The following is a 16,755-nucleotide window of genomic DNA, read 5'->3' as shown; positions in this document are numbered from 1 at the left end:
ACCCGTGTCGCGCCAAGCGTAAAAATAGCCCTGAACCGTCGAGTATGGCGGGAACTCCTTCGGCAAGGCTCGCCACTGGCAGCCGCTCGACAGAATATAGAAGATCGCCTGCACGATCTCGCGCAGATTAACCTCCCGCGGCCGGCCCAATCGCCGTCGCGGCGGCATCTTCCGGGAGATCAACGCCCACTCTGCATCGGTCAGATCACTTGTGTAACGCAGTCCACTGCGCTGATACTTGATACGAGCGGCTTTGGTCCACGGCATGGTGTCCTCCCTCGAATCTTTGCAAATCCGAAGGAATCACAGGCCAGCTAAAGCCGCTCACCTTTTTCGGTCAGGCTCTCAGGATGAGGGTCAGGATCGCGTCGCGTGGACACAAGAAGGAGCCAGGTGAATGCAAACGGAGCAGTTTCTCTCTGACTACGAGATCTCGGCCGACGCGGGTCGGCTGGATGTGACAATCATTCACAAATTCCTGGCGGAAGACAGCTACTGGTCGCGCGGGATCCCACGATCTACCGTCGAGCGGGCGATCGAAAATTCCCTCTGCTTCGGTGTGTACCATCGCGCCGCGCAAGTCGGCTTTGCCCGCGTCGTCACGGACAGGTCGACGTTCGCATTGCTTGCCGACGTTTTCATCCTCGAAGCGCATCGCGGCAAGGGTCTGTCCAAGCAATTGATGCGTCGTGTCGTTGAACACGAAGACCTTCAGGGTCTCAGGCGTTTCCTGCTGCTGACGTCAGACGCGCATGGCTTGTATAGCCAATTCGGTTTCAAGGAGATCGGAAGCCCGGCGCGCTTCATGGAGGTGCTTCGGCCGGACGTCTATCGGTCGGCCTGACGGCAGAGCTACCCCGCCGCCGTCACGCAATTCACCCACAGCACCACCGCCTTGGCATCCTGCGCCGGATTGGAAAACCGGTGCGGCCTCCGGCTCGCAAAGCGAAAGCTGTCGCCCGTCTTCAGCGACCACGTCTCGCTGTCCACCGTCAGCATCATCTCGCCTTCGAGCACGAGGCCGGCTTCCTCGCCGTCATGGGTGTAGAGCTCGTCGCCGGTGGAGCCGCCGGGCTCAAGGTGCACCAGGAACAGGTTGAGGCGGTTGTCGGCGCTGGCCGGGCTCAACAATTGCTTGGAGACGCCGGTGCGCCACAGCTTCAGCTCGGGCCGCTGAAGTCCGCGCGTCACCACCTGGTCGGACGCTCCGTCGGCGCTCGGGCTTGCGCCGAACAGCGCGGCGATGCCGACGCCGAGCACGTCGGCGAGTGTTGCCAGCACGCGTAGCGACGGCGACGACAGGCCGCGCTCGATCTGGCTGAGGAAACCGATCGACAGATCCGTGCGCGCCGCGACCGTTTCCAGCGAGAATTGCCTGACGCGCCTGATATCGCGGATGCGGCGGCCGACCGCGACATCCATCGCGGGCTCGTCCGGCTTGGTGACGGCCTTGGCCGACACCTTCTTGGCCTTCAGCTTCCTGGCCGGCTTTGCGGCGGCCGGTTTGCGCATTCTTTTGCCACCGCTCACGTCAAACCGCTTCCTTCATGTGCATGAAAACCGCTTGCATCACCTGCGAAAGTGTGACCAAATTTTCATATTGGTGAAAATAGGCCGAAACGGCTTGGCCCGCAACGTCTGCGATCAAGACATCTGCGAGCGCCGCCATCGGCCGGACCCAAAGGGGAATGCGATGGCGTTGAAGCGTTTTGTCCAGGCCGCGGTCGCGGCGCTCGCGATGGCTGCGGTCGTGCCGGCTTCGGCGCAGCAGGTGCTGAAGGTCGGCTCGACGCCGACAGGCATTCCCTTCACCTTCCTCGACACCAAGACCAACACCATCCAGGGCATCATGGTCGATCTCGTCACCGAGATCGGCAAGGACGCCGGACTCAACTTGCAGATCGAGCCGATGGCGTTCTCGGCGCTGATCCCGTCGCTGACCTCGAGCAAGATCGACATCATTGCGGCTGCGATGTTCATCACTGCGCCGCGCAAGGAGGTCATCGACTTCTCAGACCCCATCTATACCTATGGTGAAGGTCTCGTCGTGCCGAAGGGCGACGCCAAAGCCTATGCCACACAGGAGGATCTGAAGGGCGAGACGGTCGGCGCGCAGGTCGGTACTGCCTTCGTCGACGCGCTGAAGAAGTCCGGCCTGTTTGCCGACGTCAAAGCCTACGACACCATCCCCGACATTCTCCGTGACGTGAACACCAGCCGCCTCAAGGCCGGCTTCGCCGATTATCCGATCCTCGCCTACAACCTGAAGCAGGGCGGTTTTCCCGAGGTGCGGCTCGTCGACAGCTACAAGCCCGTCACCGTCGGTTCGGTCGGCATCGGCGTGCGCAAGGGCGAGAGCGCACTGCTCGGCAAGATCAACGCCTCGCTGGCAAAGCTGAAGGCCAACGGCACCATCGACAAGATCCTCGAAAAATGGGGCCAGAAGGCTCAGGGCTGATCGTTAGAGGCTGATCGAAGGCTGCCCGATGAAAGGCTTCTGGCACGACGCCGCCGAGTTCCTCCCGATCCTGATGAACGGCGTCGCCCTGACGATCGTCGTCACCATCGGCTCGCTGCTGCTCTCGACGGTGCTCGGTCTCGTCTGGGCGATGATGCGGGTCTCCGGCATCAAGGCGCTGTCGATGCTCAGCGCCAGCCTGATCAACGTGATCCGGGGTATCCCGATCATCGTGCTCTTGTTCTACCTCTACTTCGTGATGCCCGATCTCGGCGTCACGCTGTCGGCCTTGCAGGCCGCGATCCTCGGGCTCGGCATCGCCTATTCGGCCTATCAGGCGGAAAACTTCCGCGCCGGCATCGAGGCGATCGACAAGGGCCAGATCGAGGCGGCGCAGTCGATCGGCATGGGCTGGTGGCTGACGATGCGCCGCGTGGTGCTGCCGCAGGCGGTGCGCATCGTGCTGCCTCCTTACGGCAACGTCATGATCATGATGCTGAAGGATTCCTCGCAGGCCTCCACGATCACGGTCGCCGAGCTCGCCCTTCAGGGCAAGCTGATTGCGTCCTCGACCTTCAAGAACACCAATGTGTTCACGCTGGTCGCGCTGATGTACCTCACCATGAGCATTCCACTGATCCTGCTGGTTCGCCACTTCGAAAAGCGGGCAGGCAAGAAATGATCGAGCTCAGCGACGTTCACAAAAGCTTCGGCGAGAACGAGGTGCTCAAGGGCATCACGGCCTCCGTGCAGAAGGGCGAGGTGGTCTGCATCGTCGGCCCCTCCGGTTCCGGCAAGTCGACCATTTTGCGTTGTATCAACGGGCTGGAAAGCTACGACCGTGGCGAGATCAGCGTCGAAGGATTGAAGGTCGAGCGCGATGCGCCGTCGATCGTGAAAGTCCGCACCCAGGTCTCGATGGTGTTCCAGCGCTTCAACCTGTTTCCGCATCGCACGGTGCTGGAGAACGTGGTCGAGGGGCCGCTTTATGTGAAGAAGGAGCCGCGTCCGCAGGTGCTCGAGCGCGGCCGCGCGCTGCTTGCCCAGGTCGGCCTCGCCGAGAAAGCCGACGCGCACCCGCCGCAGCTGTCCGGCGGCCAGCAGCAGCGCGTCGCGATCGCCCGCGCGCTCGCGATGCAGCCCAAGGCCATCCTGTTCGACGAGCCGACCTCGGCGCTTGATCCCGAGCTCGTCGGCGACGTCCTCGGCGTGATGCGCAAGCTCGCCGATGACGGCATGACCATGGTCGTCGTCACCCACGAGATGGGCTTCGCCCGCGACGTCGCCGACCGCGTGCTGTTCATCGACGGCGGCGTCATCGTCGAGCAGGGGGCGGCCAAATCGGTGCTCAACCAACCCCAGCACCCGCGCACGCAGGATTTCCTGCGCCGTGTGTTGCATCCGCTCTGATCGGTCTTCGCCATGACTGCGCGCCTGCCTCTGCCGCCCTCGCTCTATGCCGACACCGCCGTGGCGCCGGTTGCCACGCCGCCGCTCGACATCGACAAGACCGTCTCCGTCGCGATCGTCGGCGGCGGCTATACCGGTCTGTCAACCGCGCTGCATCTGGCGGAGCAGGGCGTCGAGGCCCTGGTGCTGGAGGCGCAGGAGCCGGGCTGGGGCGCGTCCGGCAACAATGGCGGCCACACCAATCCCGGCTTGAAGCACGACCCCGATCAGATCGAGGCTGATTTCGGCACTGAACTCGGCCGCCGCGTGATCGAGTTCTCGTACGGCACCACGAATTTCACCCACGAGCTGATCCGTCGCTACCAGATCCCGTGCGAGGCGCGGCAGAACGGCACGCTGCGTGCGGCCTATAACGAGGCCAGCGCTGCCGCGATCGAAAAGACCGCGCAGCAATGCATCCGCCGCGGCATGCCGGTGTCGTACCTGAATCGCGAGCAGTTGCGCGGGATGACCGGCACCGACCGCTATATCGGCGCCATGCTGGACACGCGCGGCGGCGATCTGCATCCCCTCAGCTACGCCCGCGGTCTCGCGCGCGCGGCGATTTCGGCGGGCGCGAAGGTGCATGGCGAGACGCCGGCGCTGTCGCTCCGCCGCGACGGTGCGCATTGGCGCATCGAGACGCCGCGCGCGGTCGTTCGTGCAGACAAGGTGCTGCTCGCCACCAACGGCTTCACCGATGATCTCTGGCCGGCGCTTCGCCGCACCATCGTGCCGGTGTTTTCCTCGATCGCCGCCTCCGCGCCGCTCTCCGACGAGATCGCCCGTTCGATCATGCCGACGCGCCCCGTTCTCTACGAGAGCGGCCACATCACGGTCTATTACCGCATCGACCAGCAGAACCGTCTCTTGATGGGCGGCCGCGGCCCGATGCGCTGGATCAACTCGCCGAACGATGTCGCCTATCTCATGCGCTACGCCGAGCGGCTATGGCCACAACTCAAAGGCGTTGCCTGGACCCATGGCTGGAATAGCCGGCTCGCGATCACCAAGGACCATTATCCGCATGTGCATGAGCCCGCCGAGAGCATCCTGATCTCGCTCGGCTGCAACGGCCGCGGCGTCGCGCTCTCGACCGCGATGGGCGCGCAGCTTGCCCGCCGCCTGATCGGCGGCGCCAAGGCCGAGATCGACATGCCCGTCACCGGCATCAAGCCGATCCCGATGCATGCATTCTGGCCGGTGGGGGTGACGACTGCGGTCATCACAGGGCGGGTGCGGGACCGCTTGGGGATCTAAAAAGGAATGCGCCGCCCCTTTGAGGGACGGCGCACGGTCGTGCCGATCCGGCTTCTTAGCAGCGGCCCTGTTTCCAAAGGCCGGGAGGGCAGCCCATGCCACGCCAGCCGACCTTGCGCCCGTGATACCATCCGGGCGGCGTGCCATGGTGATGATGGCCCATCGCGTGGCCATGACCGTGCCCGTGTCCATGCCCGCCCTTGGCCAGGGCAGGGCTGGTAAATGTGAGGCCGGCTGCAACGATCAGCGACGCGGCGAGCGCAAGTTTCTTCATCAAGTCCTCCAGAGGGGCGAGCGCATTTGTCCGTTCGATGAACGAACGACGCGTAGCTAAGTTCCCTGCAAATGTGGAGGAGTCGTGACGCTCGCGAAGATGCGCGATCGCGCATCGGCTCAACGCGTGCTGGCACATCCTCGCTTGCGACGTGCCCGCGGTTCACCGCTGGCACGCGCTCCCGCCAACGGACTCAAGCCTCCGCCACCGCATCGGCCCACGGCTGGAAGATCTCGACCGCGCCCGAATTCGTGTCGCCGTCGCGCATGACCACGCTCGGGCAGGCGAACTTCATCGGCACGGCCTGCACCTGCGTCTCCTCATAGTCGAAGCGGGCCGCGAGCGCCTTGCGGGCGTCCGCCGGCAGCCTGATATCGCCGATCACGACCGCGCCCTCGCTGGCGTCGATGCGCGGCTGATGGATCGCCGCGTCGAGGTCCATGCCGAAATCCATCGCAAAGGATGCGAGCTGCATCACCGCGGGCAGGATGCGGCGGCCGCCGGAGGCGCCGATGGCGAGACGCTTGCCGTCCCCGGTCTCGGCGATGACGGGCGTATAGTTCGTGAGGCAGCGCTTGCTGGGTGCGAGCGAGTTGGTGGTGCCCGGCGTCGGATCGAACCACATGATGCCGTTGTTCATGGCGATGCCGGTGTGCGGCGTCACGTATTTCGAGCCGAAGGACGAGAGCAGCGTCTGCGTCACCGCGGCGATATTGCCGTGGCGGTCGACGACGGAGAAATGCGTGGTGCACGCCGGTGCCAGATATTCGGCGCCGAGCGAGCGCTTGCCGTCGGCATCGCCCATGTCCTTGAGCCGCTCGCGATAGGCCGCTTGCAGGGCGAGCGCATATTCGGCGTAGGCGGCCGCATCCGGCGCGGTGCCTGGCTTCAGATTCTGCTGCAACAGGCGCAGCGCGTGCGCCAGTGTCGGTCCGGCCGTGAGCTCCGGCGTCGCGACCACCTTGCCGCTGCGATAGGGAATTGCCAGCGGTTCGCGCGGATGGGCGCGGAAGGCGGCGAGATCCTCCACCGACAGCGAGCCGCCGTCGGCCTTGATGTCGGATGCGATGCTCCTGGCGAGATCGCCCTCGTAGAAATCGCGCGGTCCGGCTTCGGCGAGGTGCGACAGCGTCGCCTTCAACTTGTCCTGCGGCAGCCGCGTCTCGAACTTGATGCCCCAAGGCGCGCTCGGCGGCAGGCCGTCCTTCAGGAACGCCGCTGCGCTTGCGGGATAACGCCGGAGATCGGCCGCCGAGCTTGCGATCGTCAGTGTCGTCCACCAATCGGCGAGCAGGCCCTCGCCGGCGAGTGCGGCGGCCGGCGCGACCAGGTCTTTCCACGGCAGTTTGGCGTGGCGGCGATGCGCCTCCTCCATGCCGGCAACGACGCCGGGCACGGCGATCGCGCCGGGGCCATGGACGTTGCGGTCGTCCTTCACCCGCGGCCAGGGAAAGAGATCGGAGGCAGCGCCTTCGCCGCTGAGCGGATAGTCCGCGACGCGCAGGCTCTGTGGCGCGCACATGCCGTAGTCGATCACCTCGTAGCGATTTTCCCTGGCGCGGTAGAGCACCATCGCACCGCCGCCGCCGATGCCACTGTTCCAGGGCTCCAGCACGTTCAGCGCCATGGTGGTCGCGACGACCGCGTCGACGCAATCGCCGCCCGCCGCCAGCACCTGCGCCCCCACTTCGGCGGCCCGGCGCGACTGCGCGGCGACGATGCCGCCCTTGGACTTGACGGCAGGCTTGCGGACGGTTTGGGCGAGGCTGAACTGGTGAGGCATGATGCGGTCTTGTGTCTGTCTTCGGTGGTCTTGTCTTCGGTGGTCTCGGCTTCGTTGCGCCGACCTGAAAGCTCCGCAATTGGCGAAGCGCGCGGACAATGGCACATTGCGGCCAACGAGAACATCCAAAGGGAGAAGCGGCATGGCTGGTGTGAAACAGGCGCGGGATGGCGCCGTCGGGATCCTGACGCTGGACGAGCCGGCGAGCCTGAACGCGATGACGCCGGACCTGCTCGGCGCGCTGGCGGCCGCCGTCGGCGAGATGACGCAGGACGAGGGTGTTCGTGCGCTGATCCTCACCGGCGCCGGGCGCGGCTTCTGCTCGGGACAGAATTTGAAGGCCGCCGAAGCGCTCGGCGAGGACATCGCGGCCGGCGTGATGCGCTTCTACTGGCCGGCCTTCAGGGCGTTGCGTGAATGCCGCGTGCCCGTCGTCGTCGCCGTCAACGGGGTAGCGGCGGGCGGCGGCTTCAGCCTCGCGATGGCCGGCGATATGATCGTCGCGGCGCGGTCGGCGAGCTTCATCCAGGTGTTCAGCCGCATTGCGCTGGTGCCCGATCTCGGCTCGACCTGGCTGTTGCCGCGGCTGATCGGCCGCCAGCGCGCGCTCGAGCTGATGCTCCTGAACGAGCCGCTGACGGCCGAACGCGCCCAGGAGATCGGCCTGGTGCGGCAGGTCGTCGACGATGACAAGCTGATGGGGGAGGCATTGACGCTGGCGCACCGCCTGGCCGACGGTCCGACGCGCGCTCTGGTCGCGACGCGCGCGCTGGTCGAGGAGAGCGAGCACGCGACCTACGAGGCCCAGTTCCGCCGCGAGATCGAGCTTCAGGCCACGATCCGCAAGAGCCCCGACGCGATCGAAGGCCGCAATGCCTTCGTCGAGAAGCGCAAGGCGAGATTTACGGGGAGGTGAGGACCCTGCCGCCACGTCGTCATGGCCGGGCATAGCCGTCCGAAGGACAGCGTCGCTTCCGCTCGCCTATGTCCCGGCTATCCACGTTTTTCTGACGTGAGCGCCAAGACGTGGATGCCCGGGACAAGCCCGGGCATGACGAGTGGAGAGGCCGATCTGTTGGGAAAACGGCGAAACCCGGGCGCTCAGAGCGTGCGGTTCAGCCGGCTGGCCTGATACTTGGCGCGCCATTTCGGGCCGGGCCCGCGCATGTAGTGCAACTCGGGGCGGTAGGGGTCGCCGGCAATTCTCAGCAGCGTCTGCCATCTGGTGGCGACGAAGCTCAGGGGCTGGCGGAGCAGGCACAGTGAGGCGAGCAGCATGGCATCACCTCAATGCGGCTTGCCGAGCATGGCGGTGAAGGGGAGGTCGAAGATCTCCTCGCCGTCGTCGTCGCTGACATGGATCACCCAGTCGCGCCAGTCTTCCGCGCCGGGCGTCAGGATCATCGAGCGCATGATCTGGGCGGCGCGGTCGCGTGCCTCGGTCAGATTGGCTACCGCCGTGCCGTACCGATCGATCAGCGTGCCTTCGGTATTGGAGCAGTGGAAATACATCTGGACCATACACGCCTCCTGTAGAAAGCGATTGGGACGGCAAACCGATACCACCCCAGGCATTCGCGAAACATTCGGGACGAGCCCGGTAAGGGAATCTACGGAGATTGGTCGGCACGAAGGTCGTTACAGGTTTAATCACAGGCGGGTGATGGGCAACTGGACGGCGCTGAGGCAGCATGGAACAACCCTGGACGATACGTCCGGGGAGGCTGTTGTGAACGACTTCACATTCTGCTGTGAACGCCCAGGCCTGCGCTTGTTCGCGGCGGCCGTCGTCGGAGTGCTGCTCGGCCTGGCCCCAGCCTCGTCCGAGTCGCTCAGGAGGAGCGGCTATGCGGTCGGCACGGAAAGCTGCGGCAGCGGCGATCTCGCTTTTCCAAGACTCCAGATCGACATGAAGGCCGGATTTTGCGCCGGTCTCGTCGCCAGCGAGGAGGATCACCTCAAATTCCCGCGTTCGATCGTCCAGGTGCCCGGCCGCGACCTGTTCGTGGTCGCCGACATGGGCGGCTGGGGCCACACCGATGGACGGCTGCTGCTGCTCGATCCGCATGCCCCCTTGGGCCAGCGGTTCAAGGAACTGCTGACCGGCCTCGAATACCCGTTCGGCCTCGTGATCGGCCCGGACAAGAAGCTCTATGCCTCGACCGCGGAGGCGATCTTCCGGTTCGATCCGCTCGCGGACAATCCGCGCGGCACGGTCGAGACCGTCATCCGTCACCTGCCCGGCCGCCGGATTACGCTGCCGGATGGCACCCGGCCCGACGAGAGCGCGCATCCGCTCAAGCAGTTCGTGTTCGACCGGAACGGCCGGCTGTTCGTCAATGTCGGCTCGCACAGCGACGACTGCATCACGCAGGCGCCGATCACAAGACCCTGTGCGGCGGCCGAGGGCGCCTCCGCGATGGCCGCGATCTGGCTGTTCACGCCGCCGTCAGGCGGCGTCTTCCCGGCGTTGAAGCCGAACGACCCTGACCCGCCGCACACCGTCTATGCGCGCGGCCTGCGCAATTCGATGGCGCTGGCGCTGCATCCGAGCTTCCCGGATGCCGGCTACGCCTTCCTGCAAGGCGAGAATGGCCGCGACCTGCCCGACATCTTCAAGCCCAACGAGGAGATCAACGCGATCGAGCAGGGCAGGCATTATGGCTGGCCCTATTGCTACGACCTGTCGACGCCGAGCCCCGAATTCAGGATCGTGCTGCAATCCGGGACCTACAAATCGCTCTGCACGGCCAATGCGCTCTACAAGCCGCCGTTCTCGCTGCTGCCGCCGCACGGCGCGCCGCTCGCGATGCTCTATTATCACGGCGCGAAATTTCCGGAGCTCGAGGGCAAGCTGCTGGTCGGCCTGCATGGCTATCGTCCGACCGGCAGCCGCGTCCTCGTCTACGATGTCGACGACCACGGCTTCCCCAAGTCGAGCCCGGCGCCGGTGCGCTACCACGTCAGCTGCGCGGCTGATCCGACCCACAGCTTCCAGACCGACGCCGGCGAGGTCGCCGCCGCGCCGTTCGAGGAGCTGATTGCAGGCTGGCACCGCGTCAACGGCGCGCGGCCGCAAGGCGCGCCGGTCGGCATGACGGTCGCCGAGGACGGCGCGATCTGGCTGGTCGAGGACAAGAACCAGACCGTGATCCGCATTGACCGTGCCGCGGGCGACGCGCCTCAGCCGCTGCCCTGCGACACGCGCAGCCAGGCGATGATCGACCAGCTCGCGGCCTTCGTCGCCAGGGACGCGCAGAACAGCGTTCGCCTCACCACGCTGCGCAAGGGCCTCGTCGAGAAGCATTGCCTCGGCTGCCATTCGGATTTCGGCCTGAAGGCAGGACAGTCAGACGCAGAGAAGGACGCAACCGTGCTCCGCTTCATGCTGGCACAGGACGGCTGGATCTATCCGGGTGACCCTGATGCCGGCAGGCTGCGTATGCGCCTTCGCGGTCTCGGCGCGGAGAAACTGATGCCGCCGGGCGGCGAAAGCCTGCCGAGGACCGAGCCCGGCTATGCGCGTCTGCTCGACACCGCCGACCTGCTCGCCGCCAGGATGGTTCCGGGAACGCGGATGCGGATCAAGGCCGGTCCGCCGCAACGCAAGTTCTTCGGCAAGACCAATAAGGAATGCGGCGAAATACCGGCTGCCAAGGTCGTTGTCGTGACACAAAGGAGCGCTGTAGACAAACCCGGCTTCAGCCGATTCTTCCGGCCGGCCGATCCCTATCTGAACGGCGAGTGCACCGACGACGATGGCTATTACATCCGGCAGGAATTTCTGGTGCCTGTGCAGTAGCATTTTGCTCATCGCGACGCCCCCGGCCGCTGCCGAAACCAGGCTGTTCGACAGCGTGCAGGTGACGCCCGCCAGCGAATACACTTTCGGCATCGAAGGACCCGCCGTCGATCTCGATGGCAATTTGTTCGTCGTCAATCTCGGCAAGCCCGGCACCATCGGCAGGCTGCCTGCGGGCGGTGCGGCTTCGGAGCTGTTCACGACACTCCCCGAAGGCAGCGTCGGCAACGCGATCCGTTTCGATCGGAGTGGCGCGATGTTCATTGCCGACTACAAGAAGCACAACATCTTCACCATTGCGAAGGGAAGCACCGAGCCTGCCGTCTGGTTTCACTCCGACGAGATGAACCAGCCCAACGACATCACGCTCGCGCGCGACGGCACGATCTATGCGAGCGATCCGAACTGGAAGGGCCGCGAGGGCCACATCTGGCGCATCGCGAAAGCCGCCGACGGAACGGTGCAGGGGCAGGTGATGCCGGCGCCCCGCGCGATGGGCACCACCAACGGCATCGACCTCAGCCCCGATGGCAAGACGCTCTATGTCGGCGAGTCCAGCAGCGGCCAGATCTGGTCCTACACGATCAGCGGCAACGAGCTCACCGGAGCAAGGCTGGTGAAGTCGTTTCAGCCCGACACCGTCGACGGGCTGCGCACCGACGTTGCCGGTCGCCTCTACGTCGCGCGCATTCTCAAGGGCACGATCGCGCTGATGAAGCCCAATGGCGCGGTCGAGCGCGAGATCGTCCTGAAGGGCAAGGAGCCGACCAACCTCGCCTTCGGAGGCAATGACGGCAAGACCGTCTTCGTCACGCAGCGCCAGGGCGGCTTCGTCGAGGCCTTCCGCACCGACCAGCCAGGTCGCGAGCACTGCCTCCAGCGCGGGCGCTGCTGAGTTTCACAGGCGATCTGCTTCCGACGCAGGGCGGTGCGACAGAGGCGGCATTCTTCTTGCTTGCATCTGGCCGCCGCAGCGATCAAGAATCTGTGGCACCGTCAAAGCGACCACGGAGTGTTTGAGTGAAAGCCGTCCATACCGAACTGCACCGCAGCCACGATCCGCAATTCTTCCTGGTTCGCGGCGTCGTCAAGCGCACCACCGAGCAGCCCGAGCGCGCCGATCGCCTGCTCAAGGGGTTGAAGGACGGCAAGCATCAACTGGTCGAGCCGATGACATTCGGGCAGGGGCCCCGCGCGCGCATCCACAGTCCGGAATATCTGTCGTTCCTGAGCGAGGCCTGGGACGCCTGGACCGCGCTCGGCGATTCCGGCCCCGAGATGATCGGCAACATCCATCCCGTGCGGCATGCCGCGACCTATCCAACCCACATCGTCGGCAAGCTCGGCTGGCACACCGCCGACACCGCAGCGCCCATCGGCCCGGGCACCTGGCCCGCGGCCTGCGCTGCGACCGATGTCGCGGTCACCGCGGCGCAGATGGTGATGGACGGCGAGGATGCGACCTACGCGCTCTGCCGTCCGCCCGGCCACCACGCCTATCGCGACATGGCCGGCGGTTTCTGCTTCCTCAACAACAGCGCGATCGCAGCCGCACATCTGCGGCTCAAGCACGAGCGCGTCGTGATCCTCGACGTCGACGTCCATCACGGCAACGGCACGCAAGGCATCTTCTACGCGCGGCCGGACGTGTACACGGTGTCGATCCATGCCGATCCTGTCGCATATTATCCTTATGTCTGGGGCTATGCGCACGAGCGCGGCGAAGGCCCGGGCCTCGGCACCAATCTCAACATCCCCCTGGCGATCGGCACCGGCGATGACGGCTACATCCAGGCGATGGACGTTGCGCGCCAGGCGATCGAGTCCTTTGCTCCCGGCGCCCTCGTCATCGCCCTCGGCCTCGATGCCTCCGAGCACGATCCACTGAAGGGCCTTGCCGTCACCACGCCGGGCTTCCGCCGTATCGGCCAGGCCATCGCCAAGATGGGCCTGCCGACCGTGTTCGTGCAGGAGGGCGGCTATCTCTCGGACATCCTGGGTGCGAACCTGACCTCGGTGCTGGCAGGATTCGAGGAGGCGCGTTGAGGCAAACTCTTCGCCTCTCCCCGCAAGCGGGGCGAGGGAGACGACCCGCCGCGCCCTAATCCTTGAACAGAATCTGCTCCAGCAGGTCGACCCGCCTGATCCGGATGGTGCTGCCGTCGATGGCGATGATGCGGCGGTTCTGGAAGCGCTTCAGCATCATCGTCACCCATTGCCGGGTCGAGCCGACCATGGCCGCGATCTGGTCATGGGTGATCTTGCGGTTGATGACGACGGTGTCGCCGTCGGCAATGCCATGCAGCTCCGACAGAGTGAGCAGGAACTGCGCCAACCGCTCGATCACCGACCGCGTGCCGAGGATCTGCGCCATCGAAGAGTAGCATTTGCCCTTGGCGATGAGGCCGTCGATCAGCGCCAGCGCGAACGTCGGCATGGCAGTCAGCAGCTTTTCGAGCGCCGGGCCTGAGAGCGCCGAGATCTCGCAGGCCTCGATCGCGATGCCGGACCACATGTGAATGCCGCCGCCCGAGATCTCCGGACCTCCGATGAAGTGCCCCGGCGTCCAATAGGCGAGCGTGATCTCGCGCCCCGACGGCGCCGTATAGTAGACCCGCACCTGACCGCGCCGGATGATGAAGATGCCGTCATGGCGGTCGCCCTGGCTGAACACCATCTCGCCTTGCGGAACGGTGATCGTGCGTCCGGCTGCATGCACGCGCGCCCGCTCCGGCGAAGACAGGCGATCGAGGAAATGCGCGCCGGCATTCAGTCCGTCGATCGTCTCGCTCATGAACAGCGCCGAGCTTGCGGTCTCTGCGCGTGCGCCAGGGGCGCGCCGCGTCGCGCGGTCTGCCCAGTCGAGCTGAATCCCTGCATGGCGCCCGTCAGCGAAAGCAGCAGGCTCGGTCGCGGCAGCTTCCTTGAGTATGGTCATCGCAATCCGTCAGCTCTCGGAGGTCTTGCGAATAGGTAAGGGCGGCGATGGCGCGATGTCCATCTCTTTGCGATCGTTACAAATCACTTAGCAAAGCTTGATACGTGCGGCGATCGCCTGCGAAACGATTCTCCTGTCGATCATGTCGTCTTGAGAAAATCCTTTGCGTCGCTCGCGACTGAATCGCGAAGCGAGCGGACCGCGACAGCGATGCAAGTAATTGCTTCAACCGCTACGTTGCGCCTTCGATAGTGCCGGCTCGCACCGCTGCCGGCATGAGCCCGGCCTCCGAGGACAGCTCGATGATCGATTTCAGCATTTTGAGAATGAGCGCGGCCGCCGTGGCCATGACCATTGCCACGTTCGGACCGTCGCAGGCGGAGACGATCCGCGTCGCGGTGGGAACGCAGGATACGACCATCAATTGCGCGACCGAAGCCACGACCTTGTCACCGAGCCCGAGTTCGTGCGCCTGAAGCGGCATGTCATGCAGCTCTTGCGGCGGCCGGGGGGCACCGAGCCGCTGGCGCGGCTCAGCCCGCTCGGCGTCTGATCTCAAAACATCCCGCTCGCCGCAAGCGCCTTGCAGACGTGCTGCATCTCGGTCTCCTCCGCGACCATGTCGAGCATGATCGTGGTCAGCCCCTTCGCCGCAAATTCCTTCAGCCTCGCGCCGATCCCGGCGTAGCTGCCGACGAGGTAGGGGCAGTCGGCCTGGAAGGTCAGGAACGGCAGCAGCCAATAACCGTTGTCCGCGAGCTCGCCGCTTTGCCCCTCATACAGCCGCCGCTTCCACACGGAGTCGCTGTTCTCCACGGTGAGCGCGAGCAGCTCGCGATCATCGGGGTTGTCGCGGAAGCGCGCCATGGCCGCTTGCCGCGCCTCGTCGCGGCTCTCGCGCGCGAAGATGCCGAAATTCATGCCTGATACGTCGAGCCCGCGATCGAGGTCCGGCGGCAGCATCTGCATCTTGATGCAGCCCGTCTCCTTCGCCACGCGCTGTGCCGCCTCGGACTGGCCCGCGATCAGGAATTCCGGCATCAGCTCCGCCGGCAGGCGGGGGCGCAGTTGCAGATTGCTCGCGCGGTAGAACCGGCCCTCGACATTCGCCGGCCGCGGGCTCGAGAGCAATTGCCGCATCAGCGCGACGAATTCGCCGAGCCGGACGTAGCGGTCGGCATGGGACTGGTCGTCGCCGAGGCCCTGCAAGTCGCTGACCGCGGTCCCCGTGATCATGTTGAGATAGACCTTGCGGCCGTAGAGCTGCGCGAAGGACGAGACGAATTTCGCTGCCGTGAACGGGTGCATGTAGACCGGATTGACGGCGATCAGCGGCGAAGATCGCGTCGTCCCTGCCATGATGTGCTGGGCCATGGCCCAGGGCTCGACGAACACGTCGTTGCCTTCGAACAGCAGAATGCCTTCGAAGCCGTTGCGGTCGGCGAACTGCGCCACCCGCATCAGCTCGCCGACATATTTCCTGGGGTCGCGGTTGCGTGAGATCGCGGGGAAGACGCGCAGCCGCGAGGTCGTCATTCAGCCGCTTCCTGGAGCGGCCAGGCATTGCGGCTGATGGGAAGGCCGCCGTCCGCACGGGAGCCGTCGGCGATCGCGAGGCGATGCGAGGGGGAGGGCGAGCACAACGAGAAGCGCCATCCCTGCGGATCGTCGGCGATGTCGGGCTTGAAGCTGATCTCGATGGCCTCGCGCGACACCTGCATCGCGAAGGCGTCGAGCGGCAAATTGAGCCCAAAGCCCCTGGCCTTCAGATAGGCCTCCTTGAGCGTCCAATAGTCGAAGAAGCGCTCGATCGCCGCCGGCTCCGGCAGGCTGCGCAGCGTTTCGACCTCCTCCGGCGCAAAGAAGCGATTCGCGGTGGAGAGCGGGGCGACACGCCGTGACACGGTTTCGACATCGACGCCGACGGCCTCATGCCTGGACACGACGCAGGCGACGCAGCCATCGGCATGCGACAGGCTGAAATGCTGCGCGGTCGAGGTCGCGGGCGCAGCGACAAACGGTCGCCCGTAGCGGCCGGCCCCAAAGGACCAGTCGGAGGGAGCGACGTTGGGCGCGACCTGCGATAGCGCCAGGCGCAGCATGGCATGGGCGAAAATATATTGCCGCCGATGCCGCTCGAACATGAAGCGGTCGGCGCGGACCCGTTCGTCGACCGAGAGCAGGCGCCGGCACGCATCGGCCGCGCCCGGCGCGTCAATAGTCTCGATCAGTCCGACAAACAGTTCAATTCTGTCGTCTGCCATCAATCAGGCCCATAGCGTCAGGCGGAGGCCAAATCCCCCGGTCCTGACGGAAGAATCAATTGAGCAAGAACCAACTGAGCGGACCGGTATTATCGGTCCACCCGGGCGAATTCTTGTCGATTTGCAGGCCGGTTTACGAGCTCAAGCTTGTGCGAGACCCCAACTCGCAGGCGAGCGGCCCGTTGTCCGAAAGATTCGTGCGGCGTCCCGGCCGACTAATCTTACTTTTTCTTCTTGGCCTTCTTCGAGCCGCCCAGCATGGAAAGGCTGGCATCGACGTCCTTCAGCGCGGACTGGAGCTTCTTCTTCTCGTCGGTCAGCAACTTTTGCAGGGCCTTGCGGTCCTTGTCACTCAACGAGGTGCCCTTGGTAAATTTGATGAAACCCATAACACTCCCCCGGTTGAAAATTTTCGTCCAAATCAAAACGCGAGAATAATCTTGCGCGCTGGCGCCAAATAATCAAGATGCAACTTGGTCATTCACAGCTTTGGCGAGTGAACCAGTATTCGCCCGTCCTGTGCAGCC

21 protein-coding genes are annotated in these 16,755 nt (G+C 65.1%); 9 read left to right on the top strand and 12 right to left on the bottom strand.

Features of this window, described 5'->3' with window-relative positions; genetic code table 11:
• A partial coding sequence (locus tag BM118_RS24150; RefSeq protein WP_143099512.1) for a transposase occupies nt 1-267 on the bottom strand: 267 nt, incomplete at its 3' end.
• Nucleotides 268-397: 130 nt separating this feature from the next.
• Between BM118_RS24150 and BM118_RS24145 the strand changes: the two genes are divergently transcribed.
• A complete protein-coding gene (locus BM118_RS24145) occupies nt 398-844 on the top strand; it encodes a GNAT family N-acetyltransferase (protein ID WP_092187964.1) in 447 nt (148 codons plus the stop codon).
• A gap of 8 nt (nt 845-852) precedes the next feature.
• Here BM118_RS24145 and BM118_RS24140 read toward each other — a convergent pair whose 3' ends face one another.
• Entirely contained in the window at nt 853-1,512 is a 660-nt protein-coding gene (locus tag BM118_RS24140; RefSeq protein ID WP_177234632.1) for a helix-turn-helix domain-containing protein, read from the bottom strand.
• 19 nt (nt 1,513-1,531) lie between these two features.
• Nucleotides 1,532-1,669, bottom strand: a complete 138-nt coding sequence (locus tag BM118_RS41660; protein WP_177234631.1) for a hypothetical protein — start codon at nt 1,667-1,669, stop codon at nt 1,532-1,534.
• A 24-nt stretch (nt 1,670-1,693) separates the two neighbouring features.
• On the opposite strand from BM118_RS41660, the gene BM118_RS24135 reads away from it, so the two are divergent.
• Genes BM118_RS24135 through BM118_RS24120 form a run of 4 tightly spaced genes read left to right on the top strand, consistent with a single transcriptional unit; the run spans nt 1,694 to nt 5,167 of the window.
• Entirely contained in the window at nt 1,694-2,458 is a 765-nt protein-coding gene (locus BM118_RS24135) for an ABC transporter substrate-binding protein (protein WP_092187962.1), read from the top strand.
• Between the two features lie 28 nt (nt 2,459-2,486).
• On the top strand, nt 2,487-3,140 hold the full coding sequence (locus BM118_RS24130; protein ID WP_092187961.1) for an amino acid ABC transporter permease: 654 nt from the start codon (nt 2,487-2,489) through the stop codon (nt 3,138-3,140).
• A complete protein-coding gene (locus BM118_RS24125; RefSeq protein WP_092187960.1) occupies nt 3,137-3,868 on the top strand; it encodes an amino acid ABC transporter ATP-binding protein in 732 nt (243 codons plus the stop codon). The genes BM118_RS24130 and BM118_RS24125 overlap by 4 nt, the downstream gene beginning before the upstream one ends.
• Nucleotides 3,869-3,880: 12 nt before the next feature.
• Nucleotides 3,881-5,167, top strand: coding sequence for an NAD(P)/FAD-dependent oxidoreductase (locus BM118_RS24120; protein ID WP_092187959.1), 1,287 nt, complete (start codon nt 3,881-3,883; stop codon nt 5,165-5,167).
• A gap of 55 nt (nt 5,168-5,222) precedes the next feature.
• Here BM118_RS24120 and BM118_RS41655 read toward each other — a convergent pair whose 3' ends face one another.
• Complete coding sequence (locus tag BM118_RS41655; protein WP_177234630.1) at nt 5,223-5,441, bottom strand: hypothetical protein; 219 nt, start codon at nt 5,439-5,441, stop codon at nt 5,223-5,225.
• Nucleotides 5,442-5,634: 193 nt separating this feature from the next.
• Nucleotides 5,635-7,224 carry a gamma-glutamyltransferase family protein gene (locus tag BM118_RS24110; RefSeq protein WP_092187957.1) on the bottom strand — a complete coding sequence of 530 codons (1,590 nt, stop codon included), beginning with the start codon at nt 7,222-7,224 and terminating at the stop codon, nt 5,635-5,637.
• Between the two features lie 142 nt (nt 7,225-7,366).
• On the opposite strand from BM118_RS24110, the gene BM118_RS24105 reads away from it, so the two are divergent.
• On the top strand, nt 7,367-8,140 hold the full coding sequence (locus BM118_RS24105; protein WP_092187956.1) for an enoyl-CoA hydratase-related protein: 774 nt from the start codon (nt 7,367-7,369) through the stop codon (nt 8,138-8,140).
• 185 nt (nt 8,141-8,325) lie between these two features.
• Here the strand turns inward: BM118_RS24105 and BM118_RS41650 are convergent, their stop codons facing one another.
• On the bottom strand, nt 8,326-8,502 hold the full coding sequence (locus BM118_RS41650; RefSeq protein ID WP_177234629.1) for a hypothetical protein: 177 nt from the start codon (nt 8,500-8,502) through the stop codon (nt 8,326-8,328).
• A gap of 9 nt (nt 8,503-8,511) precedes the next feature.
• Nucleotides 8,512-8,745, bottom strand: a complete 234-nt coding sequence (locus tag BM118_RS41645) for a DUF6894 family protein (RefSeq protein ID WP_177234628.1) — start codon at nt 8,743-8,745, stop codon at nt 8,512-8,514.
• 208 nt (nt 8,746-8,953) lie between these two features.
• Between BM118_RS41645 and BM118_RS24095 the strand changes: the two genes are divergently transcribed.
• From BM118_RS24095 to BM118_RS24085, 3 genes are all read left to right on the top strand, one after another.
• A complete protein-coding gene (locus tag BM118_RS24095; protein WP_092187955.1) occupies nt 8,954-11,026 on the top strand; it encodes a PQQ-dependent sugar dehydrogenase in 2,073 nt (690 codons plus the stop codon).
• Nucleotides 10,983-11,921 (top strand): SMP-30/gluconolactonase/LRE family protein, encoded by a 939-nt coding sequence (locus BM118_RS24090; protein WP_092187954.1) that lies wholly within the window; start codon nt 10,983-10,985, stop codon nt 11,919-11,921. Before BM118_RS24095 ends, BM118_RS24090 begins: the two co-directional genes overlap by 44 nt.
• 125 nt (nt 11,922-12,046) lie before the next feature.
• Nucleotides 12,047-13,072 (top strand): histone deacetylase family protein, encoded by a 1,026-nt coding sequence (locus BM118_RS24085; protein ID WP_092187953.1) that lies wholly within the window; start codon nt 12,047-12,049, stop codon nt 13,070-13,072.
• Between the two features lie 55 nt (nt 13,073-13,127).
• Here the strand turns inward: BM118_RS24085 and BM118_RS24080 are convergent, their stop codons facing one another.
• From BM118_RS24080 to BM118_RS41635, 5 genes are all read right to left on the bottom strand, one after another.
• Entirely contained in the window at nt 13,128-13,964 is an 837-nt protein-coding gene (locus tag BM118_RS24080) for a Crp/Fnr family transcriptional regulator (protein ID WP_092187952.1), read from the bottom strand.
• 232 nt (nt 13,965-14,196) lie between these two features.
• The gene (locus BM118_RS41640; protein ID WP_177234627.1) at nt 14,197-14,448 is read right to left on the bottom strand and encodes a hypothetical protein; all 252 of its coding nucleotides are present in this window, start codon (nt 14,446-14,448) and stop codon (nt 14,197-14,199) included.
• A 71-nt stretch (nt 14,449-14,519) separates the two neighbouring features.
• Nucleotides 14,520-15,500, bottom strand: a complete 981-nt coding sequence (locus BM118_RS24070; RefSeq protein WP_092187950.1) for an LLM class flavin-dependent oxidoreductase — start codon at nt 15,498-15,500, stop codon at nt 14,520-14,522.
• Nucleotides 15,497-16,228 (bottom strand): 4'-phosphopantetheinyl transferase family protein, encoded by a 732-nt coding sequence (locus tag BM118_RS24065; protein WP_092187949.1) that lies wholly within the window; start codon nt 16,226-16,228, stop codon nt 15,497-15,499. Before BM118_RS24065 ends, BM118_RS24070 begins: the two co-directional genes overlap by 4 nt.
• 221 nt (nt 16,229-16,449) lie before the next feature.
• On the bottom strand, nt 16,450-16,617 hold the full coding sequence (locus BM118_RS41635) for a hypothetical protein (RefSeq protein ID WP_166466031.1): 168 nt from the start codon (nt 16,615-16,617) through the stop codon (nt 16,450-16,452).
• Between the last annotated feature and the right edge of the window lie 138 nt (nt 16,618-16,755).

This window comes from Bradyrhizobium sp. cf659 (genome assembly GCF_900113725.1).
Taxonomy (GTDB): Bacteria; Pseudomonadota; Alphaproteobacteria; order Rhizobiales; family Xanthobacteraceae; genus Bradyrhizobium.
The sequence above is the reverse complement of the archived record's forward strand: the minus strand, read 5'-3'. Positions and strand labels throughout refer to the sequence as shown.